This window comes from Anaerolinea thermophila (genome assembly GCF_020723905.1).
GTDB lineage: Bacteria > Chloroflexota > Anaerolineae > Anaerolineales > Anaerolineaceae > Anaerolinea > Anaerolinea thermophila_A.
The window spans coordinates 382,009-407,221 of record NZ_DYHZ01000001.1 but is presented as its reverse complement, the minus strand read 5'-3'; the positions used below and the strand labels follow the sequence as shown (position 1 = coordinate 407,221).

The window sequence follows — 25,213 nt, the reverse complement described above, 5'->3', positions numbered from 1 at the left end:
CATCCTCCTTAAGGGTGATTGTTAAGAAGGGGAAACAAAAAGGCTTGGGGGGTTCCAAGCCTTTTGAATGAAAATGCGATGAACTTATCCCTGTTCAGGGAGCGGTGCAGGTACTGGCTCGGCTGCAGGGGTTTTCCTGTTCTGATAGGTGAACCACATTGCCCCCAGCCCGATCAGGGTGGCAATCAAGCCAGCAAGCCATCCCAGGAAGGGAATGGCGCGTACGATGGCGTAGAGCGCCACGCCCAGAACCAGTGCCCATGTAGACATGTTGCGGGTCTGTGGGGCGGTTTTTTCGAGCAGGAGTTTGCCCACCCAGAACGACACCACCAGTTTACTGCCGTATCCCACCAGCAGGGTGAAGATTGCCACCGCCAGGGCAAGTGCCGAGAACCCAATCCCGAAGATGGCATTGCTCAGCCCGCCCAGAGTGACCAGACTGAGGATCACGCCGACGGCAAGAATCAGCAGTCCCACCAGAATCGCGCCGGCATACCCTCCCAACAGGGTTAGAATGCCCACGCCTGCGGCAGGCAGAGGTTTTGCATTTGCCGCTTCCACTGTCTTCTGGAACAGCCCCGGAATCAGCCAGAGCGCCAGTCCGCCCAGAATCAGCAGGACAATGAGATTCCGCACCAGATGGAGCAGGGTTTTCAGCAAGGGGTGTTCCTCCCAGCGCTGAAGAGGGGATTTCGAGCGCATGCTTTCTTCCGGGGTGGGTGTCTGATAAATCACCTGCCCTTTGGGACGCGCCTGAATGGCGCTGGCTTGTTCGGCGGGGCTGGTGTAGGTCAAATTGCCACCGATGATGGCTTCTGGCGCAACCCGCAGACCGGGTTCAATGGCGCGCGGCATACCGGGTTGAAACCCGAACATCCAGAAATTGGAGCCCATTTCCCCCGGTGCGGCGACATCCAGGCTCACATCTTTTCCCACTTTACCTTTCAGGTCGGCGCCGGCAACGCCACCTTTGAGGTTCTGTTGAATTTCGCCTGCATGAATGATTTGATAGGCACCCACCAGCGCGTCAATTTTAATCACCGAGCCGCTGAGGGTTTCCAAACTGTAGCCGCCAAAGTACAGGTTGCGGTCAATGCGCGCCTGGCTTCCCAGAAGCATGGAGGTGGCACCGGTGAATACACTCCCGCCAACCTTGCCGCGAACCTCGCTGGATTGTGCTCCAATGAACACATTTCCGCTCACCTTCCCGTTCTCGGCAAGCAGCACGCTTTGCCCCCATGCGAAAAGATCGCCGTTGATGGTACCATTGACGACGATGCGCTCGCCTGCAGCCAGCACGGCGCCGTTAACCGTACCGTCAATGATGACGTTTTGTCCCCCGATAATCAGGTCATCCTGAATCACTTCTTTCGCGCCGACGTTGCCGTCTTCATCAATCACTGCCGCCTGCACAGGCTGAACTTGAAGTCCCAGCAGGCAAACGCCGATGATAAGCATGGCAATCCATGCCGCAATCGGAAAACGAATGCGTTTCATCTGTCTCTCTCCTTTGGAAAAAATCTAAAAAACTCGCCGAAGCGTTATTTCTGCCTTAACTGCTCGATGAGTTTTTCCAGTTCCTCATTGACTTTTTGTAAACCTTCTACGATTTGGGGCTGGACTTCCTGAATGGTTTGTTCTCCCGCCGCGCGCAGACTTTCGAGGGTGTTGCGGGCATGAACCTTGACTTCCTGCGCTTCGGGGGTTTGTGCGGCTTCCTGCAGGGCTTGTTCCACCTGCTGAAGCGCCGATTCCAGCCCTTCTTTGATTTGATGGGCTTCCTCGCTGGTTTCCACCCGACTCCATAGCGCGGAGAAGGCTTTGGCAAGGCTGTTGCCCAGCGCGCTTATTTCGCTGGCAACCTCATCCCAACTGTTTTTGGGAGTAGATGATGAGGAAGTTTCCTGCGGATTTTCCATATCTGATCACCTCTTCTCAACCGGTTTCGGTTGTTCCTGTATTTTCTACGGATTTCGTTCCCAAAGGTTGCATCCATCTAGAGGGGGGTATCATCCCGGGAAGGCAGGAAGGATGAAATCACTGGAGAAATGCCCATCCAGAGCCCTACCATGAAGAACACCAGGGGAAACGCTATCCACAGCCCACCCCCGGTTTGCACCTTTAAATCAGGCTGAGAAGGGTTTGCCACAAAGGCTTGAATGGTTTCTGCCATGTCCTCTTTGGATTTCAGACCCGAGGAGTAACCAACCCCCAGAGGCACGTCTCCGCTACCGGTGCGCAGGACGACCCGATAGGTACAGCCATCCTCATCGCAGGATTCATCCACCCGGGCGCCTTGAAGGGGGTTGAGGGTTTCTTGACGAAGCGGAACAATACCCATCCATGAGACGGCAATCTGGCAGTGCTGGCGTCCCTGTGTGCGTTGACAGTTCAGGGTATGCACCTGCCCGAGCAGATATGCCATCCCCAGCCCGGCTACCACGAAGACAAAAGACAGAATCAGGCGGGGCAGTTCGTATCGTTCGAGTAACGTCTCCAGAAAGGACATGGCGTGCGCTCGAGAAGATTCTTTCTACCCGGCGCGGACGGTCACCTTCAGCATCTTATCTCCCTGGCGGATGGCGTCCACCACTTCCATTCCCTTAATCACTTTGCCAAAGACGGTGTGACGCCCGTTCAGGTGCGGTTGTGGTGAGTGAGTGATGAAAAACTGACTGCCGTTGGTGTTGGGACCCGCGTTTGCCATGGAGATGACCCCGCGTTCATGTTTGAGGGGGTTATTTTTGACCTCATCCTCAAAACGGTAACCCGGGCCACCGGCGCCGGTCCCGGTGGGGTCTCCGCCCTGGATGACAAAATTGGCAATCACGCGATGAAAGGCAGCACCGTCATAAAAGCCTTCCTGCGCCAGAAACACAAAGTTGTTCACCGTTTTGGGAGCGTACTGGGGATAGAGTTCCAGTTCAATGTTTCCCCGTTCGGTTTCGATGATGGCGTAGTAGGTTTTTGAGGGGTCAATAATCATCGCGGGAGGGGTTTTCCATTGTTTCATGAGAGTCTCCAGAAAAGAATGATATACCTTTTTGATTATATGCTTTTCCAGTGCCTTTGGATGAGAAATCCTGCCCGCTTAACCTGTTGTTAAGGTTGAGCCTGGGTGTAAATCCGCTCAAAGGTGCGGGTAAACTGCTTTGCCAGTTCCGCGTTCTCCACAATGAGCACATTTTCATCGTTGTTGACATCAGCACTGCGGGTGAAATTGTACGAGCCAAAAATTACGGTTTTGCCGTCCAGAATGATCACCTTGTGGTGCATCAGACCAGAACTCCCATCCAGACGGACATCCAGACCGGCGTTTTTCAGCGTTTGGTATTCGCTCCCTGTGGCAGTGGATTGACCTGCGTCGAAGACGATGCGTACATCCAGCCCCCGGTGAGCCGATTCCAGCAGGGCGTCGCGCAAGTCGTTCAGGGTAAAGGCGTATGCCAGCATGTTAATGGAAGTCTGGGTTTGTTGGATGCGTTCCAGAATGGCTTGCGAGGGCACATCCTCCGGAGAAAAGTACAACCATGCCCGGTTACCATTGAGGGTCAGGGCGCTACGCTCACCCAGAGGGGTGCCGCCTCCAAAAAGATCCTCTTCAAACATTTCATTGAACTCTTCGGTGTAGCGTTCCGCCAGGTCGGGAGATTCAATCCGGACCAGGTTGTTTTCGTCATTGGTCAGTCCGCCGTAGGTCAGGTTGAGCGAACCCGTCCAGACGGTTTTGCCGTCAATGACGATAAATTTGTTGTGCATCAGCCCTTCCCGCCGATCCCCCAGCACCTCAAATCCTTCCCGGCGCAGTTGCTGGAGCAGTTTGTTGTCCATGGCGTCCGAGTCCACAACGATGCGCACTGCTGCCCCGTTGCTGCGGGCTTTGCGCAAAGCATTGCCGGCTTCGAGGAGATTGAAATTGTACATGGCAATATCCACTGAAGTGCGGGCATTGTTCAGGGAGTCCAGCAGGGCATCCTGAAGGGCTTGATTCTGAGAGGAAGAAGCGGGGTTGGTGAAGTAAGCCTGAATGCCAGTGGAAGAGGGAGCAGGCTCTTCGCAGGCAACCAGCAGGAAGGCGAGAAGGCTCAGCGCAATCAGTAAGCGCAGTTTCAGACGGGGAGAATCCAGCATTGTAAAGGCTCCAGTGTCAGGGTGAATTTCAGGTGTTTCAGGGCGTCTTTGCGTTCGGCTTCCACGCTCATGACGATAAATTCCGCCAGCGGATGCACATCCTGCGGGGGAACCACAATGGGTGGGAAAGGCGCGGGTTTGCCCATCTCCATGGGGATGGGCTGGTGTAAAAATTTAACCCCCATGACAACGGCTTCTTCCAGGGGCAGGGCGAAGGCTGGAATGGCAAAGAGACGGGATTCTGCCCAGAAATCCTGCATGGCTTTTTGCTCATTTCCCTGATAGGTGATTCGCTCCTGAAAGGTAACTTTGCCGCGGGTGACCCAGAACGGCGCGCCTTTTTTGCCTGCCGCAAGGCTGGCATGAAAAAACACATTCAGCGGCACAGCGCCCTTTTTTTCATCCAGCAGTGCCCCCTTCTGACAGTTACTGCACACCCATGCCACCTCATCGGGCTGGGCTGGGATGGGGGTCTGGCAATGCGGACATAACAGAGGAATCAAGCGCACAGGCTGTGTCATGAGTTCCACTCCCGAAGGGCTTTTAAGAATTGCGACAGGTCGGTGTTTTCCCCCAGTTCCAGCAAAGAAGAGGATGTGCCTTTAAAACGGTGATACTCGTAGTGTTCGCCGTGACGGAAGCGGTGATACCCACCATACATGAGCGCAAGCCCGCCGCCAAAGGCGATCAGGGCAATCCCCACGATATCTTCGCTGTCTGAGATGGACAGAATCAGCGCAGGAATGTCTACTGCAAGCATCGCGCCGAAAGCCATACCCGCGATCAGCGTGAGCGCGCGCATGAGCAGGTTGCCGGGGGCTTTTCCGTACAGCACAGTGCCGTGAAATCCATCAATTACGACCTGATAGGCGCGTTGCCGGTGCAGGTAGCGCACCACCCAGACGGGGTAGTACACCAGTCCCAGACGGGGATTAAGAATGCGGGTGAACACCTGTGCGGTTTTGGAGAGGGATACTTTTTCCTGAATATGAGTTTTAAAGGATTGTTGTGCGTCCTTCAGGGCTTGCTGGGGCGAGCCGATGGGCTCAAACACCATTCCCTTGCGGTGCAGGGCTTCCGGGTCGAAGGGTTCCAGCGGACAGCCCTTGAGTTCAATCCGTTGCACGCCAAATTCACCGACATCGCAGGCAACCTGTGTCCAGTTGAGTTCGGCGGTGGCGCGGCGTTCGCGGGGCTCGTAGCGGGCATCATCCCCTGATCCGACTCTCTGCTGACCAAATGCCCATGCTACCCCCTTTCCCCATGCTGACCAGAAGGGCAGGTACACCAGAAACATCTCGCTCAATTGCGCCTGGCGGGCAACCCCCGGGGCGATGGATGGACTGCTGGAGAGGAACGCACGAAAGGCTTTTTCGGCTGCCTCGTGTTCCACACGCAAAGGCACCTGATAACGCCGAACGCCCTCTTCCCCGCTGATCACCGATCGGAGATCGCAGTACGGACAGATGACCAGCCGTTGCCCTTCCGGGATGGGAACGGTGCCGCCACATCGCGGACAGGTTAATCCATGGAGTGCCTGTGTGCTCATACTTTCGCCGCCACCCACAAAGCCCACACCAGCAGGAGTGGGGCAATGAGGATGCCCAGTCCGGTACAAACAAAGAAGCCTGCTGTGGCGTCCTCGCCCCCGCCGGTAATGCCCATGAAGACCGGGATCATTGCCAGACACAGATACACGCCCGCCGCAACGCCTCCAACGATGCGGTAGGGTAGTTCGTCTTTGGCAGGGTAAATGTTTGCCAGCACCCGCGCACTGGAGCCATCCACTACTGCGGTAAAGGGTTTACCCTGAAATATATAACGAAAGACGTACAGGGGGACGTGAACAAGCGCGCTTTCTACCACTGCAATTTTCTCCTGCTTTTGGCTTACCCATTCCAGCGCTGCCTCCAGGGGCACGGTTGGGGAGACGGCTTGCGGGTCGAGGGAAGGCTCATAGCGGCGCAAATCGCCCGCAGGGATTTGCAGGTGCGTCACTTCGGTTTGTGCGGTTGCCGCAGCGGGCTGGAGACGAATGGACTCCCTGCTGTTTTCTTTCACCCGAAAGTACCACAGAGGAAAATACTGAAACTGGACTTCTACCACCTGCGACTTTTTATCCAGATCCTTGACCGTCTCGTTTCCCGACATCCAGCGATGCAGGGCGGCGCGGGCCTGGGCTTCGTCCAGTGTGGGTGCCACATACCAGTGAAACACCACGCGGCTTTTGTCCACGTACACAGTGGCGCTACAGTACGGGCAGGTGAGGAAAATTTGTCCCTCATCGGGATGCAACTCGCCACCGCACTGGGTGCAGGTCAAGACCGTGGAAGGAAGGGGGGATGCCATAATTGAATTATAGAAGAATTCAACGGGGAGAGGAAGAACGTTGACAAAATTTTGACTCTTTTGGGTGAGAAATTGCTTAATTTTTTCCCGGACACCCAACGTAAATAAGGGGGCTGCGCTGTGCTATAATCCAGCATCAGAGGTTTTGGGTATGTTTAAAAAACTGGTCAATTTTTTAGGGTTAGATCCGAACAGACGAGAAATTGAACGGCTGGCGCAGATTGTTGAGCAGATCAATGCGCTGGAAGCCGAATATGAAAAACTGAGCGATGACGCCCTGCGCGCCAAGACCGAAGAGTTCCGCGCGAGAATCCGCGCCGCTGTGGAGGGCATTGAGGACGAAAACGAGCGTTATCAGGCGGAGCAAACCGCCCTGAACGAGATCCTGCCGCAGGCATTTGCGGCGGTCCGCGAGGCGTCCAAACGCACCATTGGCTTGCGTCATTATGACGTGCAGTTGATTGGCGGTATGGTGCTTCACTACGGGCGCATTGCTGAAATGCGCACAGGCGAAGGGAAAACCCTGGTGGCAACCCTGCCGTTGTATCTGAACGCGCTCACCGGACGCGGGGTGCACCTGGTTACAGTGAATGATTATCTGGCACGCCGCGATGCTCGCTGGATGGCGCCCATTTATCAGGCGCTGGGCATGAGCGTGGGCGTGCTGCAGATGGCGGCGCGCACCGATAACGGTCGCAGCGCCTTTCTGGTGGACCTGAGCAAGACCTCACCGCACGAAGATCAGCATCAACTGCAGATGGTCTCGCGCGCTGAAGCCTACAAAGCCGATATCACTTACGGCACGAACAGTGAATTTGGCTTCGACTACCTCCGCGATAATCTTGCCATGCGCCTGGAAGACCGTGTTCAGCGCGGGCATTACTATGCCATCGTGGATGAGGTGGACAATATCCTCATTGACGAAGCCCGTACCCCGCTGATTATTTCGGGCCCGGCGCAGGATGATTCGGCATGGTATGTGCGCATGGCGGCAGTGGTCAAGCAGTTAAATCCGGAAGATTACGAAATTGACGAGAAGAACCGCACCGTCACCCTGACCGAGGTGGGAGAAGCCCATGTAGAAGCCCTGCTCGGAGAGCCACTGCGAGACCCTGAGCGCCCTGAAGATATCAACCCTGAGCAAGCCCGTCTGCTGGGGTATCTGGAGCAAGCCTTGCGGGCGCAGTTCCTCTACAAACGGAATAAGGATTATCTGGTGCAGGGTGGCAAGGTCATCATCATTGACGAATTTACCGGGCGCCTCATGCCTGGCAGACGCTGGTCAGAGGGCTTGCATCAGGCGGTGGAAGCCAAAGAGGGCGTCAAGGTGGAACCTGAGAATGTCACCTACGCTACCATCACCATCCAGAATTACTTCCGCATGTATCAGAAACTGGCTGGCATGAGCGGTACAGCGGAGACGGAGTCCGAAGAGTTCTACAAAATCTATAAACTCGAAGTGCTTCCCATCCCTACCAATCTGGAATATCTTGCCAGCCGTCCCAATTCGCCTTATACACCGGTGGAAGCCAAAGACCCCGAAGGGTACAAATTTACCTACTACGCGCGCCGTGATGACCCGCAGAAGCGTCCCATCTTCTGGAAGCGCAAGGATTACCCCGATATGGTGTTCCGCACCGAGGAAGCCAAACTGCGCGCCATCACCATGGAAATCCTCAAGTATTACGTGATTGGCAGACCGCAACTGGTGGGAACCACCTCGGTGGAACACTCCGAGCGGCTTTCCCGCCGATTGGATGCAGATTACCTGCGCAAACTGGCGCAGATTCAACTTTTGCGCGACCTGTACATTGAAACGCGCAAAATTGAAATCATCGAACGGGCGATTCCCGAACTGCAACCGCTTTACCGTAAACTGGAAGAAATCGAGACCGGTGAACTGCGCCAGTTGGCACGCACGCTCAACCTGCCCATGTCCTTCAATGTGGAAGAACCGCAAAATATTCAGCGCCTTGCCCGTATTCTGGGCGTGGAAGGGCACGACCTGAGCCGTCTTCAGCGCGCCTTGCAGGGCGGCATTCCCCATCAGGTGTTGAATGCCCGCAAACATGATGAGGAGTCCCAGATCATTGCCCGCGCGGGTGCCTTTGGCGCGGTGACCATTGCAACCAACATGGCAGGGCGCGGCGTAGACATCAAACTGGGCGGCGAACTGGATGAAGAAATCCTTGGCGATACCAACCGGGTACTGGCACGCGCGGGGTATGACGCCTATAACATGACCAATGAAGAGCGCCGTCAAGCCCTCCTGCAGATGTCCCCCGAAGAATATGGCATTTATGATGAACAGGTGCGCGCTTTCCTGAAGTACATGGAAGAGATGGAAAAAGTCCGCGAACTGGGCGGATTGCATGTGATTGGCTCCGAACGCCACGAAGCCCGCCGTATTGATAATCAGTTGCGCGGTCGTGCTGCCCGCCAGGGCGACCCGGGATCATCGCGCTTTTATCTGGCGCTGGATGATGAACTCATGCGCCTGTTTGGGGGTCAACAGGTAACCGCATTGATGCAACGGCTTAACATTGACGAGAGTATGCCGATTGAAAGCGGAGTGGTGGGACGGCTGGTGGAGCAATCGCAGGAACGCGTTGAAGGGGCAAACTTTGACGTGCGTAAACACCTGCTGGAATACGACGATGTGCTCAATACCCAGCGCAAACGCATCTATGAACAGCGCGACCGCGTCTTTACCAAGGTGGATTTGAGCGAGGATATCGAGGAGATGCTCAAAACCGAACTGGCGGAGCGCGTCCCTCAAGCGCTGAAGCAGGATGAAGGACCCTGGAAGTTGCTGGCATTTCTTGAGGATGTTCAGCCGCCCATGCAGTGGGGCGATCGGATTTACCCATCCTTTACCCTGCGCCTGCTGGTGGATGAGGTGCAGGAACGGTTGAAGTCCAGTCCTTCTCAGGGACAATTTCGCAATGCCGTACTGGGGATTGCAGAAGAAGCCTTTGAAGCCGAGAGTCAGCATCTCATTCATTCCTTGCAGGATTTGCTGGAGAAAACAGGCGAATCCATCGAAGCGCAGGTGGCGGAACGCATGGAAGGGGTGGAGAACTTCTTCGATACCCTTGATGACCGCAAAGAAGAAATGCCTCAGCGTCGTCCGGCAGAATACGCCGAAGAACTGGTCACGCTGGCGCGCCTGCCTAACTTCCGTCTGAGTGGTGAAGCCCTGCGCTGGCTTGACAGCGATCCTGACCGGCTCAAAGACTATCTGCATGAGCAAATTGAGACCTATCTGTTCAACCTGAATCTCAGCCGCGTCATTGGCGCTGTCGAGCGCCGTCTGGGAGAGACGCTTAACCTGCGACCGAACCGGTTCAGCGGCATGGACTGGGAAGAAGCCAGCGAAGCCCTGATGGGTGAAGTGGAAGCCTTCCTCGCGCGGATGCGGGAACGTTTGTTTGGCGCCAGCGGACAGGTGGTCGGTGATCTCGATAACGCGCTCCAGGCGCGGGATGACAATACGGACTGGCAGGATGAGCAACTCATCCTGAACCTGTTGACCCGTATTTCTACCGGTACGCGCAAGGTGTTTGACCCCCGCACTCACCGGCAGGGCATTCAGCAAACCACCCGCCTGCGCTGGGTGTATCTGGCGGCGAAGATGCTGGGCGATGCCGATCCCAGTACCATCACGCAGCAGGTGTTGGAGCACTTGCAGGGAGCGCAGGAATTTCTTGAGGACATCTACGGCGAGGTGGACTACTACACCCTTACCCAGATGCGCCAGACCCTGCGTCAACTGGATGCCCGTCTCCACCCCTACATTGTGGAATCCCTCGGTGAAGAAGCCCTGGACGCGCCGGTGGAGACGCTTACAGAAGAACAGCGCGACATCCTGAAAGAAATCCTGGGCTGGTGGCGCGCCAATGAAATTCACCGTTCTCTCCTGCTCAGCGTCATTTCGGAACTGTGGGTGGACTACCTGACGCGGGTGGAAGCCCTGCGTGTTTCCATTGGACTGGAAGCCTATGCTCAGCGCGATCCGCTGGTGCAATACAAGAGTCGTGCTTCGGAGATGTTCTCGCAGTTGCTGGGCGACATTCGCATGGGAGTGATTGCCCGCATGTTCAACATCCGACCGCGCGAGACGGTTCCTTCCGGTTCATCTTCTGCGCAAAGCGAAGAGGCTCTGCCTGTGCGCGGAAACGGGAGCGGCAACACAGAGGTTTCTTCCCCACGAAGTGGCAAAAAGCGCCATAAGCGCCATTAAAAAATACAACCGCCGAGGGAGTGAGCCTTCGGCGGTTGCGTTTACCGGCAGGATTACTCAACCCAATATGTCTTGGAAGGTCACCATCTGATTGTTGCGGGCGGTGTCGATGAGTTTCAATCGCACCGTCTTGACGGCTTCCAGAAAGCCAATCTCAGTCACTTCAATCTGGAAAATGGGATTGCTTTTGTAGCAGGCTTCCAGTTGATAATTGGGAATGCGCGGGCTGAGGTGGTGAATGTGGTGAAACCCGATGTTGCCCGAGAAGAACTGTAAAATCCGCGGCAGACGGTAATACGAGGCTCCCTTCAATGCCGAAGCCACATAATCCCATTCGGTATCGGGTGCCCAGTACACGCCATCAAATTGATGCTGAACGTAGAACAGCCAGATGCCGAACATTCCTGCGAGCCAGAATACGGGCAGGATCACTTTTACCATGTTCCATACCCCGCCAAACAGCAAACTGATGCCGCCGAGGTAAAAGACCAGTGCCACGTTGGTCCACACCACGCTCATGGTTTCCTTTTTGGAAAAGCGTGGCAGGGCAAAACGATGGGAGATGATGAACATCCAGATTGGTCCCAGACCGAACATGATGAAGGGAAAGCGGAATAAAGCGTAACCCATGCGCTCAATCCAGGGTTTGGCGCGGTATTCTTCCACTGTCAGGGTGGTGACATCACCCACACCGCGCTTATCCAGGTTTCCGCTGGTGGCATGATGGATGGCATGGGACTTCCACCACTGTTCCGATGGCGTCAGGGTAATGACACCCAGAATAAAACCGATGATTTTGTTGGCTTTGCGGGATGGGGTAAATGAGTTGTGTCCGCAGTCGTGAAAAAGGATGAAAAGGCGTACCAGAAATCCAGCCGTGGGCAGTGCCAGCAGAAGGGTCAGCCAGTAACTTACCTGTAAACTGGCTCCCATCAGTCCAAGCAAAGCAAAGAACGGCACCAGGGTATTCACCAGTTGCCAGATGGCAGGTTTCCACTCCGGCTTCTGGAAAGGCAAAAGCAGGGGGTTCAGTTCTTTCATGGTGGGCAGTCTTTGAACGGACGGCGGCGTTTCGAAGGTTGGTTTGGTTTCAAGTACGGGTAACGTTAAAGTATCCATAGAGTTATCTCCTGTCCCATAGGATAAGGGTTATCTGAAGAAAGCAGAACTATCTGGAGTCATATTGTGGGATATAACAGCGATGGATTTTCTTTGTGACTTCATTCCCAATAGATATGACTCTGAATTACAATAAGCCGGATGACCGCATTTGTTCCGTCTTATGTTGCTTTACTGGAGAGCGGAGAACTTCAGGAACGGGTGAAGCGCGCTTACGCAGGGCTTGAATCCTGTGAGTGGTGTCCGCGCCGTTGTCGTGTCAACCGATTGGCGGGAAAACTGGGGGTGTGTCACACCGGAGAACTGGCGCGGGTTGCCAGTTACGGTCCGCACTACGGAGAAGAACGCCCGCTGAGCGGCTGGAAAGGCTCGGGGACAGTCTTTTTCAACCGCTGTAATTTGCGCTGTGTGTATTGTCAGAATTACGAAATCAGCCAGAGCGATGAGGGCATGGAAGTCACTCCCGAGCAGTTAGCGCAGATTTTCCTGCGCCTGCAGGCGATGGGGTGTCATAACATCAATCTGGTCTCTCCCAGTCATGTGGTGCCGCAGATCTTAGCGGCGGTGTATCTGGCGGCACAGGCGGGGTTGCGCCTTCCACTGGTGTACAACACAGGCGGATACGACGCCCTGGAAGCCCTGCAGTTGCTGGATGGGGTGGTGGATATCTACATGCCCGATATGAAATATGCCGACTCTGCCAGCGCGCACCAGTACTCGGGCGCGAAAGATTATCCCCGGGTGAACCGCGCTGCTGTGCGGGAGATGCACCGTCAGGTGGGAGATTTACAGATCAATGCCCGGGGGCTTGCCGAACGGGGGTTGCTGGTTCGGCATCTGGTTTTGCCTCATGGTCTGGCGGGCACCCGTGCCGTGATGACCTTTCTGGCACAGGAAATTTCACCCCGTACCTATGTCAATGTGATGGGACAGTACCGCCCCGAATATCTCGCCAGCCGATTCCCGCTCCTCAACCGGCGGGTGACGCTGGAAGAGGTGCATAAGGCACGCGAAGAAGCCCGGCGTGCCGGTTTAATCCATTTAGAGGAGTAATTTTTAGCAATGTGGACACAGGTTTATGACCCTTTTCAATCTCCTTTTCTTTCTGCGCTGGTGGCATTTTTGCCTGCCGCGCTCTTACTGGTGGCACTGGGCGTTTTTCGACTGAGGGTGCTTTATGCCGCCGCTCTTGGGCTGGCGGCGGCGCTTCTGCTGGCGGTGGGGGTATTTGGTATGCCCGCTGGCATGGCATTTGCCAGCGCTGTGTTTGGTGTGGCGTATGGCTTTCTCCCTGTGGGGTGGATTGTCCTTAATGTTCTTTTCCTTTTCCGCCTGACTGAACAGAAAGGGCTGTTTCAAACTCTTCAACAGAGTCTGATGCACCTTACCTCCGACCGACGTTTGCAACTGGTGCTGGTGGCGTTTTGCCTGGGTGCGTTTCTGGAAGGCGCCGCGGGTTTTGGCACGCCGGTGGCGGTCTCGGCTTCATTGCTGGTGGGATTAGGTTTCTCTCCGATCACTGCCGCCGGGCTTTCTCTGCTGGCGAATACCGCGCCTGTCCCGTATGCAGGTTTGGGTATCCCGTTGATTGCTCTGCAAACCGTTACCGGTCTGGATTTGCAATCCCTGACCCGCGCTACCGCGCTCCAGTTAACGCTCTTTAATCTGCTCATCCCCTTCTGGATGGTGGCGGCTTGGGTGGGATGGAAGCGCATGCTGGAAGTGGCGCCTGCTTTGCTGGTTGCCGGGGGCACTTTTGCCGGAGTACAGGTGCTGGTGGCGTTCTTTCATGGTCCCTGGCTGGTGAACATCTTTTCTTCGGTGGCTTCGATGGGGGCACTGGTGCTGTTTCTGAGAGTGTGGAAGCCTCGCCATGAGATGAGTGAGAATGTATCCACCCCTTCAGGAGGATTGACTTCCCGTCAGGTCTGGCGGGCGTGGATGCCGTGGATCATCCTGACCGTTCTGGTATTCCTCTGGGGCATCCCTCAGGTACGCTCGTTTCTGGATGCATGGACACTGATTCGCATCCCGGTGCCGGGACTGCACGGACTGGTCCAGCGGGTTCCGCCGGTGGTTCCCCAGCCTGTGGTGCAGGATGCGGTCTTTCAACTGCCATGGCTTTCGGCTTCCGGGACGGCAATTTTGCTGGCAGGGATTGTGGCAGGATTGCTCATGGGGTATCGTCCCGGGGAACTTCTGCGCCAGTACGGGCAGACGCTCAAACGGGTAAAAGTATCGCTGTTGAGTTTGAGCACCATGATGGCAATGGGCTTTGTCTTGCGTTACGCGGGCATGGATGCCGCCATGGGGCTGGCTTTTGCCTATACAGGCGGCTTTTATCCGTTTTTTGGCACCTGGCTGGGCTGGTTGGGGGTGTTCATTACCGGCTCGGATACCTCATCGAATGTGTTGTTTGGCAGTCTTCAGCGCATCACCGCCGGGCAACTGGGTTTTTCGGAGGTGTGGATGTCTGCCGCCAACACTGCCGGCGGGGTGATGGGGAAGATGATCAATACACAGAGTATTGTTGTGGCAGGTACGGCAGTCAACCTGAAGGGCAGAGAAGGGGAAGTGCTGCGCTTTGTCCTCTTCCACAGCCTTGCACTGGTGACGCTGGCGGGCTTGCTGGTGTGGGGGTTGTCAGGACCGGCAAAGGTGCTTTTTCCCTGAAGTGCGTGACTGGCTGAGTTATAATTAGCCCCATGACAGAAAAAACCGCCCCACGGCGCACGCAGGCGGAACGCCGCCGCGCCAGCCGGGAAAAGATTATCCGCGAGGCGTCACGGTTGTTTGCCGAATACGGCTATCGCGGCGCCAAATTAGCCGAGATTGCCCAAGCCGTGGGTATGAGCGAGCCGGGGCTTCTGCATCACTTTCCCAGCAAGGAACATCTGCTGATTGCTGTCCTGGAAGAGCGCGACCGTGTGGATCATGAACGCTTTGGTCAGGCGATTCTGGAAGAGCGTCTGCCCTTGATGGAAGGCTTGCGTGCGCTGGTGGCGCACAACGAAACCGTGCCGGGTCTGGTGCAGTTGTTTATCGTGTTAGCCGCCGAAAGCATTCAACCGGAACATCCCGCCCATGGGTATTTTTCACAGCGTTACCAGCAGGTGCGCGAAAGCATGATGACTTTGCTCCAAAAAGCCCAGCAGAAGGGCGAAATCCGCACCGATGTGCCAGCAGAACACCTGACGGCAATGGTGCTGGCTTTGATGGATGGACTGCAGATTCAGTGGCTCTTTCATCCTGAACAGGTGAAGATGAGCGCTGTGTTTGATTCTTTCCTGACCTTGCTGAAGGTCACCCCTCCTGAAGAAACCGTATGAGATTCTTCCACCGATGGCTCATCGGAAGTCTGCTGGGACTTCTTATTTTCTGGGGGACGGGATGCACGTCTTCTCCAATCCCCGATGAAAATGTTCCAGTTACACCAACCCGCGCCGGGACGTTGAGACCCTATCACACTGCCACGCCCACGCCCTCCCCACGGGCATCGCCCACCTGGACTCAGCCTCTGCCTTCGCCCACGCCCACCCCAATTCGCCATGTGGTACAGAAAGGCGAGGACATGTTTGGCATTGCCCTTCGTTATGGCATTGCTCCGCAGGTCCTGCTGGAAGCCAACCCCACGGTGAATCCACGGGCGATGAGCGTGGGGACGGTGTTGCTGATTCCCGCAGTGGGACTGCCTACGCCCACCGGTCAGGTGCCCACGCCTACCCCGCAACCGTTAACCCTCAGCGAACCCGTGTGCTATCCTGCTCTGGATGGCGGCGCGTGGTGCTTTGTGACGGTATTCAACCCCCTGAGCCAGGCATTGGAAGATGTGGTGGCGGTTATTCGCGTTTCAAACAGCGCGCAGGGAGAGGTGCTGGAGCGCCTGGCATATGCCCCGCTCAACCTCCTGCCTGCAGGTAAACGCATTGTGTTGAGCGCGTATTTCCCGGCGCCGTTCCCCGAATCGCCTCAAATGGCGGTTGAACTGCGCATGGCGCACCCCGTCCCTGCCGAAGATACGCGCTACCTGCCTGCCACGCTTGAGGTGGAAGCCGTGCAAATTGCCCCGGATGGGATGAGTGCAGTTCTGCGGGGGAATATTCTGCTGGAAGAGACCTCAGCACTGCCTCAAACCCTCTGGGTGGCGCTTCAGGCGTTCGGTGAATCCGGGAAACCGGCAGGCATTCGCCGGGTGGACGTTCCCGTCCGGGACTCTCAGCGCATCCCCTTTGAGGGGGTGGTTTACAGTGCTGGCGCGCCTATTTCTTCCGTTGAGGCGCTGGTGGAAGCCCGTCCCTGATTTTCCCAGACGAATACCAGCGCCAGATCGTTTACATTGGTGCGGGTTGGACCGATCTTGATTAAATCGCCCAACGGTTGAAAGAAGGCATAGGCATCATTGCGCCGCAGAAATTCGGCAGGATTCATCCCCAGCGAGCGGGCGCGGCTGAGGGTTTCCCCGTTAACCACAGCCCCGGCGGCATCGGTAGGACCATCGCTGCCGTCGGTTGCCAGGGTGATCAGCAGCGCGTTTAAGCCGTCCATGCCTTCTACAGCCCCCAGTGCCAGTTCCTGATTTCTTCCTCCCCTGCCATCCCCTCTCACCGTAACGGTGGTTTCACCGCCGCAAATCAGGCAGGTGGGTAAAGGCAGGGGAGATGCGTGCAGGGCTTCTTCGCGGGCAATAGCGGCAAGAAACTGTCCCGCCGTTGAGGCTTCGCCCTGCAAGAAGGTAGTGAGGATGGCGGCGTGGAAGCCTGCGGTTTGGGCTTGACTGCATGCCGCTTCTGCCGCCAGCCGGTTGCTCCCGATGACGGTGGTGAACACCCTCTCAAAGATGGGGTCGCCGGGTTTGGGCGTTTCGGGAAGATTTCCATTCAGCCCAGCCTGTAAAACCGCTTTGATTCCGTCAGGAATTGCCGGTACAAGGTCGTACTGGTGGAGGATGCTCCATGCATCGGCGTAGGTGCTGGGGTCTGGAACGGTGGGACCGGATGCGATGACCTCCAGCGGATCGCCCAGCACATCGGAGAGCACCAGACATGCCGCTTCTGCGGGTGCCAGCAGGCGAGCCATCCCCCCGCCTTTCAGGAGGTCAAGGTGTTTCCGCAGGGTGTTGATTTGGCGGATATCTGCCCCGGAGCGCAGGAGCAGTTGGGTGAGATGTTGCAGGTCATTCAGCGATACCCCCACGAGGGGTAACGTTACCAGCGCAGATGCCCCGCCGGAGATCAAAATCACATAGAAATCTTCGGGGGTAGAATCGCTCAGGAACTCGAAAATTTGCTTTCCTGCCTGCACACTGCGTTCATCCGGGATGGGATGTCCCGATTCCAGACAGGTGATTTGAGGTGGAATGGGCTGGTTTGAACGGGAACCGCTTCTGATGACGATCAATCCATCGTGTAAAAATGTCCCGAGGATATCCGCAGCCGCCAGTGCCATGGGTTCGGCGGCTTTGCCCACGGCAAGCAGGCGTACCCGCCGAAACGCAGAGAGATTCCATCGTTTTTCTTTGAGAAGCAGGGTATTTCCTTCCCGTCGCATGAATCTACCCGTTGCCTGCGCGGGGTCCATTGCCCTGAGGGCGGCGTTGAGAATGGTCTGGATGGCGTCAGAATACGGCGATTGCGAAAGCGTTTCCGTAGAAAAAATCCATGCATTTACTGGAAGGCGGTTCATGGCAGATTAATTGTAAATCAATCGGCTATCATGGGCGATTAAATCCCCTTCCCCCACTGATGGCTTTCTCTGCCTTGAAGAAAAGCCCTTTCCCTGATATGGTCCCTTCGCTCTCCGAAAAAAAGACCGGCGGTAAACCAAAAACCATGCGGATGTCTATGGCAAGCCGCTTTGAAAAAATAGTGTTTTTCCCTGCACGGGATGAGGCGGGATTGTTCTGGTTTACCCCGGGTCAGCAGAGACCTTTTTCCGGGCTGAAGATGTGCGAAAGGCATGGGGAAGTTGTTGTTTCAATCGGTCAATTCGTTCGTGGGTTTTCAAATGAGTGCCTCCCAACGGCTGGGTAATTTCTTGCGGGGCAAAGTTTAACACCATAAATTCATAAATGGCGTGGCTTTCCGAACTTTCCAGTTTTAGGGCGATCCGGTAAGCATCTTCCAGATTCTCAATGGGTTCTCCGGTCAATGCCAGCGTTTCTTCCAGACATTTCTTGACCCGCTCATAAATCCCCGGATCTGCGTTTTGTTCCAGCCTTTCTTGAGGAAGCCGTTTGCGGACGGTCTCAAGGAAGAGCGCAGCGGCATGATCTTCTTCGGCAAAACGATTCCAGAACTCGGAAATTTCGGAGGAATGATAAGTAAACAAAGCCGTCAATCGTGCATAAAAGGCTTCCGATGCCTTTTGCACTGCAATGGCTTGATCAAACAAATCACGGATTGAGGGAAATTTGATATTCATAGGTACGGCTCCAACCCAATAACCAAAATCTGTCTATTGAATATCTAAAATGACTTAATTTTCAGCAGGTTATAAAAAAGTTACCTTACCGCTCTATGATTATCGTAACAGACAAAAGTTGTTTTGAATATTGAAATTGAGTTGCAGATGTGCATAAAAGAACAACCTCGCCAGTCCAGCGAGGTTGCGAAAACGTTTTCAATGAAGGTCACGAACCCTGTGCCAGAGACCGAATCAACCCCATGGCTTCCAGCATCTCCAGATTGTGCTCAAACTTGAAATCTTCCACCCCCAGTTCCTGAGCGCGCTGGCGTTCCGCTTCCTCCAGCCGCTTGAGGTATGGATACGTAACAACCGGATGAGGCAGACTTAAGATCCGGTTACGAATGGCATCCAGGTCCAGGGAAGCAGGGAAGGGTAATGTCTTCAGGTATTGCAAAACCGCCCGTGCGGCGTTGATGCCATCCTTCCGGGCAATGCCCACCAGTCCGGTGCTGGCTTTTCGCGCCCAGCCTGCCACAAACACACCCTCTACAGGGCTTTGTGTGGCAGGATCATAGGCTTCGTAACTGATGCCTTCTACCGGGAAGCGTGGTTGCGGATTCTTGACAAATTCGTTCCCTTCCACGGGTAACCCCAGAGAAGGATCTACACGGTCGCCGATTGCAAAGATGACCGTATCCACATCCAGCGTGATGTACTTGCCCATACCCCGGGCAACCACCTCGCCGTTTTCCTGGCGATAGAGCATGGTTTGTTCCACTTCCAATCCGCGCACATGTCCGTTCTCATCTCCAAGAATGCGCACAGGGGAGGCAAGAAACTGTAAACGGAAGGAAGAACCTCCACAGCCCTCTTCCACATGATCTTTTTCCAGCAAAGCACGAATCAGCGCGCGCATTTGATTGGGATCCTGCCCAAGGCTCACCATTTGTGGGGTGACGCGGTTCAGTTCCATCTCCACTGCATTCACATCCAGGCAGTTAATCACATGCTCCAGTTCCCTGGGATCGAACTTGACTTCAGCCGGTCCCCGGCGGGCAACCGCAATCACCTCATCCACGTGGCGAACGCGCAGCAGCCACTGGGCAATATCCAGCATGACATTTCCCACGCCAATCACAGCCACGCGCTTCCCAATGTCAAAGGTCATTTCACTGTAGGGCGGCAGGCGATTGTAGTGATAGACGATATCTTTGGCGTGATACACACCGCGTAAGTTTTCCCCGGGAATCCCCAGACGTTTGGTCCCCTGTGCCCCCACGGCAACCAGCAGAGCGCTGAACCCCATCTCTTTCAACTGCTCCAGGGTGAAATCGCCCTGTTTGCCAATGATCACATTCCCGTAATACTCAATGCCATCCCGTTCCAGAATTTGTTTGAACTGGGTGCGCAATCCGGTTTTCATTCGCAGTTTGGTGGGGTAAATGCCGTATTCAGCCAGCCCCCCCGGTTTGATGTCCCGGTTGAACAGAAAGACCCTGACCCCATTCTCTGCCAGTTCGCGGGATGCAAACAATCCTGCCGGACCGGCGCCGATGACTGCTACCAGATGTGTTGTAAGCGGTTGAATCTTTTCCACCAGGCAAACCCTCCCTGTGCTATTGAGCACGTATTGGATGTATTATACCCCGATTGGTTACTCAGGTCGTTTTCAAAAGTCATGCTATAAATTAACTATGAACAGCACACAACCTCTTCCGGAAAATTCTTCCAAACCTGCGTTTTCTCTTTCCGCGCTCAAAATTGCTCCAGCATTTTGGACGATTGCCAGCATCCTCTCTCTGGTGATTAACCTGATTCTGATTGCGGTTTTGCTGGTGCTGGCATCTCAGTTATTCACCCTCAAGCGGGTGGTGCAGGAACAGGTGCTGGGCGGGCTTTACCGCAACTTCATTCTCATGGATCAGGCACACATCCGCACCACCATCCCTGTCAGCACCGAAGTTCCCGCGCGCTTTACCCTGCCCCTGGAGACTGAAACCGAAGTGGTCCTGACCGAAGACACTTTCCTGCAGGGCGCCACGGTGCGCGAATTGAGCACCGGCGGGCTGACCATTCGCAACGCTCCGGCGGATATTGTCCTGCCTGCCGGAACCCGCCTGCCTGTGGCGCTCAACCTGGATGTGCCGGTGGATCAGATGATTCCGGTCAATCTCAACGTTCAGGTGGACATTCCGCTCAGTCAGACCGAACTACATCAGCCCTTTGTGGGCTTGCAGGAAGTGGTACGCCCCTACTATAAAATGCTGGATGACCTGCCGGATTCTTGGGGCGAACTGTTGTGCCGGTCAGCCGCAGGTTCGCTGTGCGATTCACTCTTTCGATGATTCACCCTCAAAAAGGTCACATGGACTCACCTGCTTTCCTGACGAAACTCTCCAACGGTTTAACCGTTCATCTGAAGGAGATTCACACCGCACCGCTGATCAGCCACTGGGTCTGGTATCGTGTTGGATCCAGAAACGAAATGCCGGGAAAGACGGGCTTATCTCACTGGGTGGAGCATTTGCAGTTTAAAGGTACCCCGCGTTTCCCTCCCTCTATTCTGGATAAAGCCATTTCGCGGGAGGGTGGTGTCTGGAATGCCTTTACCTATATGGATTGGACCACCTATTACGAAACCCTGCCCGCTGACCGGATTGGACTGGCGCTGGAACTGGAAGCCGACCGTATGGTCAACAGCGTGTTTGACCCGGCAATGGTTGAGGCGGAACGCACGGTGATCCTCTCTGAACTGGAGGGCAATGAAAACGAACCGCTTTTTCAGTTAGGGCGGGCGGTGCAACAGGCAAGTTTCCGACACCATCCTTACCGGAACGAGGTGATTGGAAACCGCGAGGATTTGCTTCAAATTACCCGTGAGGATTTATATCAGCATTACCGTCAGTATTATGTGCCCAACAATGCCCTGGTAGCCATTGCTGGCGATTTCCGTATTGAGGAGATGCTCCAGCGCGTGCGCGAGGCGTATGAGGGCATTCCGGCGGGAGATGTTCCCCCGCGCAATGTCCCCATTGAGCCACCCCCTTCGGGAGAGCGCCGTCTGGAGGTTCACGGTCCGGGGGAAACCGCCTATATCCAGGTTGCTTATCGTGCCCTTCCTGCCGCGCATCCCGACTTTGCCGTGCTGATGGTAATTGACAGTTTGCTCTCCGGACCTGCCAGTTTGAACATGTTTGGCGGGGGGGGGATTTCCAACAAAACCAGCCGGCTGTATCGGGCGCTGGTAGAGAAAGAACTGGCGGTGGGCGTCGGCGGCGGGGTGCAAGCCACCATTGACCCCTTCCTCTTTGAAATCACCATCACGCTTCCGCCGGTGTATCGCCCTGAAGAAACGCTGAAAGCCTTTGACGAGCAAATCTTGAGAATCATGGAAACGCCGGTAACCCCGAAGGAAATTCAGCGCGCCATTAAACAGGCTCGCGCTCTCTTCGCCTATGGGAGCGAGAATATCACCAATCAAGCCTTCTGGCTGGGGTATGCTGAGATGTTTGACCATTACGACTGGTTTGTGGATTATCTGGAGCGCATCAGCCGTGTCACTCCCATGGATGTGCAACGGGTGGCGCAACAGGTGCTCAATCCTCAGGGAAGGGTGGTGGGGTTTTACATTCCGGAGGACAATCACCCCGGAGGTGTTTCATGAGACTGGTGCGCCCTGAAATTCTTCAAACCCTGCCGGGTCCGGAAGATATCACCCGCGTGGAATTGCCCAATGGCATTGTGGTGCTGGCGCGCAGCAATTTTGAGAGCGCCTCCGTCACGCTCAGCGGATATCTGCCGGCGGGTGGACTGTTCGACCCGCCTGAGAAACCTGGACTGGCGCATTTTACCGCGCTGGGGCTGATGCGTGGGACGGAACGCCACCATTTTCAGCACATATTCAATCGTCTTGAGACGGTTGGCGCTTCTCTGGGGTTCGGCGCCAGTGTGTACAACATTAACTTTGGCGGGCGCGCGCTGGCAGAAGATTTGCCTCTGCTGTTGAGCCTTCTGGCAGAGTGTCTCCGCACCCCGCGCTTTCCAGTAAAGCAGGTTGAGCGTTTGCGACGACAGATCCTCACCGGTCTTGCCATCCGCGATCAGGACCCTGCCGACCGGGCAGAGATGATGTTTGATGAAATTCTTTTCCCCAATCATCCCTTTGGCAAACCCACCGATGGAACCCGTGAGACCATTGCTTCCATCACCCGCGAGGATTTGCTGGCGTTCCATCACCACACCTTTGGACCGCGCGGGATGACGGTGGTGATTGTGGGAGCGGTATCTGCCAGTCGGGCGGTTGAAGAAGTTCAACGCTGTCTGGGAGATTGGGTCAATCCGCTTCAGCCTTCTTTCCCGGAAATTCCTTCCATCCCACCACTGGAGCAAACGGTTCGGCGGCACATTTCTCTGCCGGGTAAGGTGCAGACTGAACTGGTCATGGGGACACTGGGACCTTCGCGCCTTTCTCCCGATTTCATGCCTGCCTCCCTGGGAAACAACATCCTCGGGCAGTTTGGGCTGATGGGGCGGATCGGCAATGTGGTACGGGAACAGGAAGGCTTAGCCTACGAAGCCAGTACCAGTTTAAACGCCTGGAAGGACGCCGGCACCTGGGAAGTGACTGCCGGGGTCAATCCTTCCAACCTTCAGCGGGCAATTGACCTCATCCTGGCGGAGATCCGGCGTTTCATTTCTGAGCCGGTCAGTTGGGAAGAACTGCGGGACAGCCAGTCGCACTATCTGGGGCGATTGCCGCTCTCGCTGGAGTCCAATGCGGGGGTTGCCCACGCCATTTTGAACCTCGAACGCTTCAATCTGGGGTTGGATTATTACAAACGCTATCCTGCGCTGGTAGAAAGCGTAACTCCGGAACAGATTCTGGAAGTTTCCCGCCGCTGGCTGGATCCGGAACGATTTGCCATTGTCAGCGCGGGACCTCCGATGGAGTGACATGATTCTGCGAACCGGTGTGGATATTGTGGAAATTCAACGCCTCGAACAGGTCAACCCTGCCATTCGGGAGCGCTTCATTCGACGGGTGTTCACGCCGCTGGAGATTGAACTGGCGCGGGGATCGTATGCCAGCCTTGCCGGGCGTTTTGCCGCCAAAGAGGCCGTTTCCAAAGCCCTGGGTACAGGGATTGGACCGGTTTCATGGCAGGAAATCGAGATTCGCCGCGACCCCAGCGGCGCTCCCGTTCTCCATCTCCATGGCAAAGCCGCAGAGATTGCCCGGTTGCTGGGATTGACGGTCTGGTCGGTGAGCATCAGCCACGGGCGCACCCATGCGGTGGCAATGGCAGTGGCGGTAGGTGAGGGTAGAGAGTAGCCCTTTATTCCGTCAAACTTCCCATCAACAGGCGTTCGTTGTAGATATGCCGGATGGTCTCTTCCAGAGAAGGAGCCTGACCTCAATATCGGCAATGGCGTAATGCTCAAACAGCCAGCGGATGAACTCCACTGCCGCCACCTGCCGGTGATCGAACCGGAATATCACCTCATTCCCTTCTCGTTGGAAAATTTCGGCTCAGTGAAATCACCGCGCTCCCCCAGTACGAGATCAAGGAGGGAAGTTTGAAAGGATAAAACGGGTGGAATACCAGTGCCATGGGCAGACTGCGCAAGACAAGAACGGTTTTTTTACCCTTTAAAAGAACATGCCCCGGTTGAGGGGGCACGTTCTTTCATGAGACAAGGAGGAGGAACTACACAACGATTTCATCTGCCGCGGCGGGCAACTGATAGCCCAGACTGCGCAGGGTCTTCTTCATATCAATGAGGGATTTGCGTCCAAAGCCTTCGATATTGAGCAGAGCCGCTTCGCCCTGTTCCAGGAGGGCAAGCACCTGTCCGACCGTGGTGATGCCGGCTTTTGCCAGCGCTTCGGTGGGGCGGGTGCCCAGATTGAGCGAGGCGATGGGGCGCTCCAGCGAGGTGCGGGCTTCTTCGCGGGCTTTTTGCTGTTCCACGAAGGACTGACGCGCCTGCAGTTTGCGGTAGAAGCGATCAACCTGCCCTTCGGTGTCCACGATGCGCGTCTGCTCACCGGTGTAGAAGGGGTGGCACTTGGAGCAAATTTCTGTGCGGATGACTTTTTTGGTCGAACCGGTCGTCCAGGTGTTGCCGCAGGCGCAGATCACCTGAGCGTCGGGGTAGTACGTGGGATGAATGTCTTTCTTCATGCTCTTTTCCTTTCGACCGGCAATCCGTCTGTTTTCGGAAACGGCAGGACGGTGCCGGATGCGAGGTAATGAATTACTCAGCCACAGGGGCTTGTGGTTCGGGGATAACCGAAACCATCTTGCGCCCGTTGGGTAAGGTCTGGTACACCACGATACCATCTGCTACAGCGAAGAGGGTATCGTCTTTTCCGACCTTCACGTTCAGCCCGGGTTTAATGCGGGTGCCGCGCTGGCGAACTAAAATGTTGCCCGAGAGCACTTTCTGCCCCGCATAGCGTTTCACGCCGAGGCGTTGGGAATTGCTGTCACGTCCATTGCGGCTTGAGCCGCCACCTTTCTTGTGCGCCATATCTCTTACTCCGCTTCAATCGAATTTACCAGCAAACGGGTATACGTTTGGCGGTGACCCGTCTTGACGCGAATGCGCTTCTTGGGGCGATAATGGAAGTTGATCAGTTTGGGTCCCTTGAAGTGCTCGACCACGGTTGCATTCACCGCTGCGCCTTTCACGACCGGCGCACCCACCGACACCTGCTCGCCATCCACGAGCAACAGGACACGATCCAGTTTGACCGACTGCCCCGGTTCTACCTTGAGCAGGTCCACTTCAATCGTGTCGCCTTCGACGGCTTTGTACTGTTTGCCGCCCGATTCAACAATTGCGTACTTCATACACACTCCTCAATCTTCACTTCGCCTTGGTATCCGCGATCTTTTCTTTCCCGCCGACCCAAGGGGAAGTTGGGGAAACAGATTTTTACCCCAGCCAGTGACCTGCCCG

The 25,213-nt window shown here is 55.6% G+C and carries 25 protein-coding genes and 2 pseudogenes; 10 read left to right on the top strand and 17 right to left on the bottom strand.

Translation table 11 applies throughout. The features are described 5' to 3' along the window. Positions 1–84: 84 nt before the first annotated feature. The 8 genes from LHF31_RS01715 to LHF31_RS01680 all read right to left on the bottom strand — a co-directional run bounded on the left by LHF31_RS01715 (position 85) and on the right by LHF31_RS01680 (position 6,480). Entirely contained in the window at positions 85–1,497 is a 1,413-nt protein-coding gene (locus tag LHF31_RS01715; RefSeq protein WP_298006215.1) for a polymer-forming cytoskeletal protein, read from the bottom strand. Between the two features lie 44 nt (positions 1,498–1,541). After that, a complete protein-coding gene (locus LHF31_RS01710; protein WP_298006212.1) occupies positions 1,542–1,919 on the bottom strand; it encodes a hypothetical protein in 378 nt (125 codons plus the stop codon). 77 nt (positions 1,920–1,996) lie between these two features. Beyond that, positions 1,997–2,509 (bottom strand): hypothetical protein, encoded by a 513-nt coding sequence (locus tag LHF31_RS01705; RefSeq protein ID WP_298006209.1) that lies wholly within the window; start codon positions 2,507–2,509, stop codon positions 1,997–1,999. Positions 2,510–2,533: 24 nt separating this feature from the next. Then, on the bottom strand, positions 2,534–3,013 hold the full coding sequence (locus LHF31_RS01700; RefSeq protein ID WP_298006206.1) for a peptidylprolyl isomerase: 480 nt from the start codon (positions 3,011–3,013) through the stop codon (positions 2,534–2,536). An 89-nt stretch (positions 3,014–3,102) separates the two neighbouring features. Further along, positions 3,103–4,131 (bottom strand): phosphatidylserine/phosphatidylglycerophosphate/cardiolipin synthase family protein, encoded by a 1,029-nt coding sequence (locus LHF31_RS01695; RefSeq protein ID WP_303773277.1) that lies wholly within the window; start codon positions 4,129–4,131, stop codon positions 3,103–3,105. Continuing rightward, the gene (locus tag LHF31_RS01690) at positions 4,110–4,652 is read right to left on the bottom strand and encodes a hypothetical protein (RefSeq protein WP_303773275.1); all 543 of its coding nucleotides are present in this window, start codon (positions 4,650–4,652) and stop codon (positions 4,110–4,112) included. Before LHF31_RS01690 ends, LHF31_RS01695 begins: the two co-directional genes overlap by 22 nt. Then, complete coding sequence (locus tag LHF31_RS01685; RefSeq protein ID WP_298008000.1) at positions 4,649–5,680, bottom strand: hypothetical protein; 1,032 nt, start codon at positions 5,678–5,680, stop codon at positions 4,649–4,651. Before LHF31_RS01685 ends, LHF31_RS01690 begins: the two co-directional genes overlap by 4 nt. After that, positions 5,677–6,480: a hypothetical protein gene (locus LHF31_RS01680; RefSeq protein WP_298007998.1), complete on the bottom strand. Its 804-nt coding sequence runs from the start codon at positions 6,478–6,480 to the stop codon at positions 5,677–5,679. Before LHF31_RS01680 ends, LHF31_RS01685 begins: the two co-directional genes overlap by 4 nt. A 163-nt stretch (positions 6,481–6,643) precedes the next feature. Between LHF31_RS01680 and LHF31_RS01675 the strand changes: the two are divergent. Both LHF31_RS01675 and LHF31_RS14600 read left to right on the top strand, forming a co-directional pair. After that, positions 6,644–9,454 (top strand): annotated as a pseudogene (locus LHF31_RS01675) (preprotein translocase subunit SecA); the annotation flags it as partial. A gap of 90 nt (positions 9,455–9,544) precedes the next feature. Beyond that, on the top strand, positions 9,545–10,723 hold the full coding sequence (locus LHF31_RS14600; RefSeq protein WP_363324780.1) for a hypothetical protein: 1,179 nt from the start codon (positions 9,545–9,547) through the stop codon (positions 10,721–10,723). Positions 10,724–10,780: 57 nt separating this feature from the next. Here the strand turns inward: LHF31_RS14600 and LHF31_RS01670 are convergent, their stop codons facing one another. After that, positions 10,781–11,842 carry a fatty acid desaturase gene (locus LHF31_RS01670; RefSeq protein ID WP_298007994.1) on the bottom strand — a complete coding sequence of 354 codons (1,062 nt, stop codon included), beginning with the start codon at positions 11,840–11,842 and terminating at the stop codon, positions 10,781–10,783. Positions 11,843–11,983: 141 nt separating this feature from the next. Here LHF31_RS01670 and LHF31_RS01665 point away from each other — a divergent pair, with 141 nt between their 5' ends. Genes LHF31_RS01665 through LHF31_RS01650 form a run of 4 tightly spaced genes read left to right on the top strand, consistent with a single transcriptional unit; the run spans position 11,984 to position 16,142 of the window. Further along, a complete protein-coding gene (locus tag LHF31_RS01665) occupies positions 11,984–12,895 on the top strand; it encodes a radical SAM protein (RefSeq protein ID WP_303773273.1) in 912 nt (303 codons plus the stop codon). 9 nt (positions 12,896–12,904) lie between these two features. Beyond that, the gene (locus LHF31_RS01660; protein ID WP_298009849.1) at positions 12,905–14,515 is read left to right on the top strand and encodes an L-lactate permease; all 1,611 of its coding nucleotides are present in this window, start codon (positions 12,905–12,907) and stop codon (positions 14,513–14,515) included. Between the two features lie 32 nt (positions 14,516–14,547). Beyond that, positions 14,548–15,171, top strand: coding sequence for a TetR/AcrR family transcriptional regulator (locus LHF31_RS01655; RefSeq protein ID WP_298009852.1), 624 nt, complete (start codon positions 14,548–14,550; stop codon positions 15,169–15,171). Next, positions 15,168–16,142: a LysM domain-containing protein gene (locus tag LHF31_RS01650; RefSeq protein WP_298009855.1), complete on the top strand. Its 975-nt coding sequence runs from the start codon at positions 15,168–15,170 to the stop codon at positions 16,140–16,142. The genes LHF31_RS01655 and LHF31_RS01650 overlap by 4 nt, the downstream gene beginning before the upstream one ends. Here the strand turns inward: LHF31_RS01650 and LHF31_RS01645 are convergent. From LHF31_RS01645 to LHF31_RS01635, 3 genes are all read right to left on the bottom strand, one after another. Further along, the gene (locus LHF31_RS01645) at positions 16,085–17,524 is read right to left on the bottom strand and encodes a glycerate kinase (protein WP_298009858.1); all 1,440 of its coding nucleotides are present in this window, start codon (positions 17,522–17,524) and stop codon (positions 16,085–16,087) included. The genes LHF31_RS01650 and LHF31_RS01645 overlap by 58 nt on opposite strands. A 222-nt stretch (positions 17,525–17,746) precedes the next feature. Beyond that, a complete protein-coding gene (locus tag LHF31_RS01640; protein ID WP_298009860.1) occupies positions 17,747–18,262 on the bottom strand; it encodes a hypothetical protein in 516 nt (171 codons plus the stop codon). Between the two features lie 208 nt (positions 18,263–18,470). Then, a complete protein-coding gene (locus LHF31_RS01635; protein ID WP_298009863.1) occupies positions 18,471–19,844 on the bottom strand; it encodes an FAD-dependent oxidoreductase in 1,374 nt (457 codons plus the stop codon). A gap of 97 nt (positions 19,845–19,941) precedes the next feature. Here LHF31_RS01635 and LHF31_RS01630 point away from each other — a divergent pair, with 97 nt between their 5' ends. From LHF31_RS01630 to acpS, 4 genes are read left to right on the top strand one after another with little or no spacing between them, the layout of a single operon-like run. After that, positions 19,942–20,592 carry a hypothetical protein gene (locus tag LHF31_RS01630; RefSeq protein WP_298009865.1) on the top strand — a complete coding sequence of 217 codons (651 nt, stop codon included), beginning with the start codon at positions 19,942–19,944 and terminating at the stop codon, positions 20,590–20,592. A 20-nt stretch (positions 20,593–20,612) separates the two neighbouring features. Next, positions 20,613–21,911, top strand: coding sequence for a pitrilysin family protein (locus tag LHF31_RS01625; protein WP_298009868.1), 1,299 nt, complete (start codon positions 20,613–20,615; stop codon positions 21,909–21,911). Further along, the gene (locus tag LHF31_RS01620; protein WP_298009870.1) at positions 21,908–23,200 is read left to right on the top strand and encodes a pitrilysin family protein; all 1,293 of its coding nucleotides are present in this window, start codon (positions 21,908–21,910) and stop codon (positions 23,198–23,200) included. Before LHF31_RS01625 ends, LHF31_RS01620 begins: the two co-directional genes overlap by 4 nt. A 1-nt stretch (position 23,201) precedes the next feature. After that, positions 23,202–23,579 carry a holo-ACP synthase gene (gene acpS, locus LHF31_RS01615; protein WP_298009873.1) on the top strand — a complete coding sequence of 126 codons (378 nt, stop codon included), beginning with the start codon at positions 23,202–23,204 and terminating at the stop codon, positions 23,577–23,579. A 24-nt stretch (positions 23,580–23,603) separates the two neighbouring features. Here acpS and LHF31_RS01610 read toward each other — a convergent pair whose 3' ends face one another. The 5 genes and pseudogenes from LHF31_RS01610 to rplU all read right to left on the bottom strand — a co-directional run bounded on the left by LHF31_RS01610 (position 23,604) and on the right by rplU (position 25,104). Continuing rightward, the gene (locus LHF31_RS01610; protein ID WP_298009876.1) at positions 23,604–23,747 is read right to left on the bottom strand and encodes a hypothetical protein; all 144 of its coding nucleotides are present in this window, start codon (positions 23,745–23,747) and stop codon (positions 23,604–23,606) included. Positions 23,748–23,955: 208 nt separating this feature from the next. After that, on the bottom strand, positions 23,956–24,219 hold the full coding sequence (locus LHF31_RS01605; RefSeq protein ID WP_298009893.1) for a DNA-directed RNA polymerase subunit alpha C-terminal domain-containing protein: 264 nt from the start codon (positions 24,217–24,219) through the stop codon (positions 23,956–23,958). After that, positions 24,199–24,432, bottom strand: a pseudogene (gene rpmE / locus LHF31_RS01600) (50S ribosomal protein L31); the annotation flags it as partial. The pseudogene rpmE and the gene LHF31_RS01605, both read right to left, overlap by 21 nt. Positions 24,433–24,505: 73 nt before the next feature. Next, entirely contained in the window at positions 24,506–24,781 is a 276-nt protein-coding gene (rpmA, locus tag LHF31_RS01595; RefSeq protein WP_298009879.1) for a 50S ribosomal protein L27, read from the bottom strand. A 5-nt stretch (positions 24,782–24,786) separates the two neighbouring features. After that, a complete protein-coding gene (gene rplU, locus LHF31_RS01590; RefSeq protein ID WP_041455032.1) occupies positions 24,787–25,104 on the bottom strand; it encodes a 50S ribosomal protein L21 in 318 nt (105 codons plus the stop codon). Between the last annotated feature and the right edge of the window lie 109 nt (positions 25,105–25,213).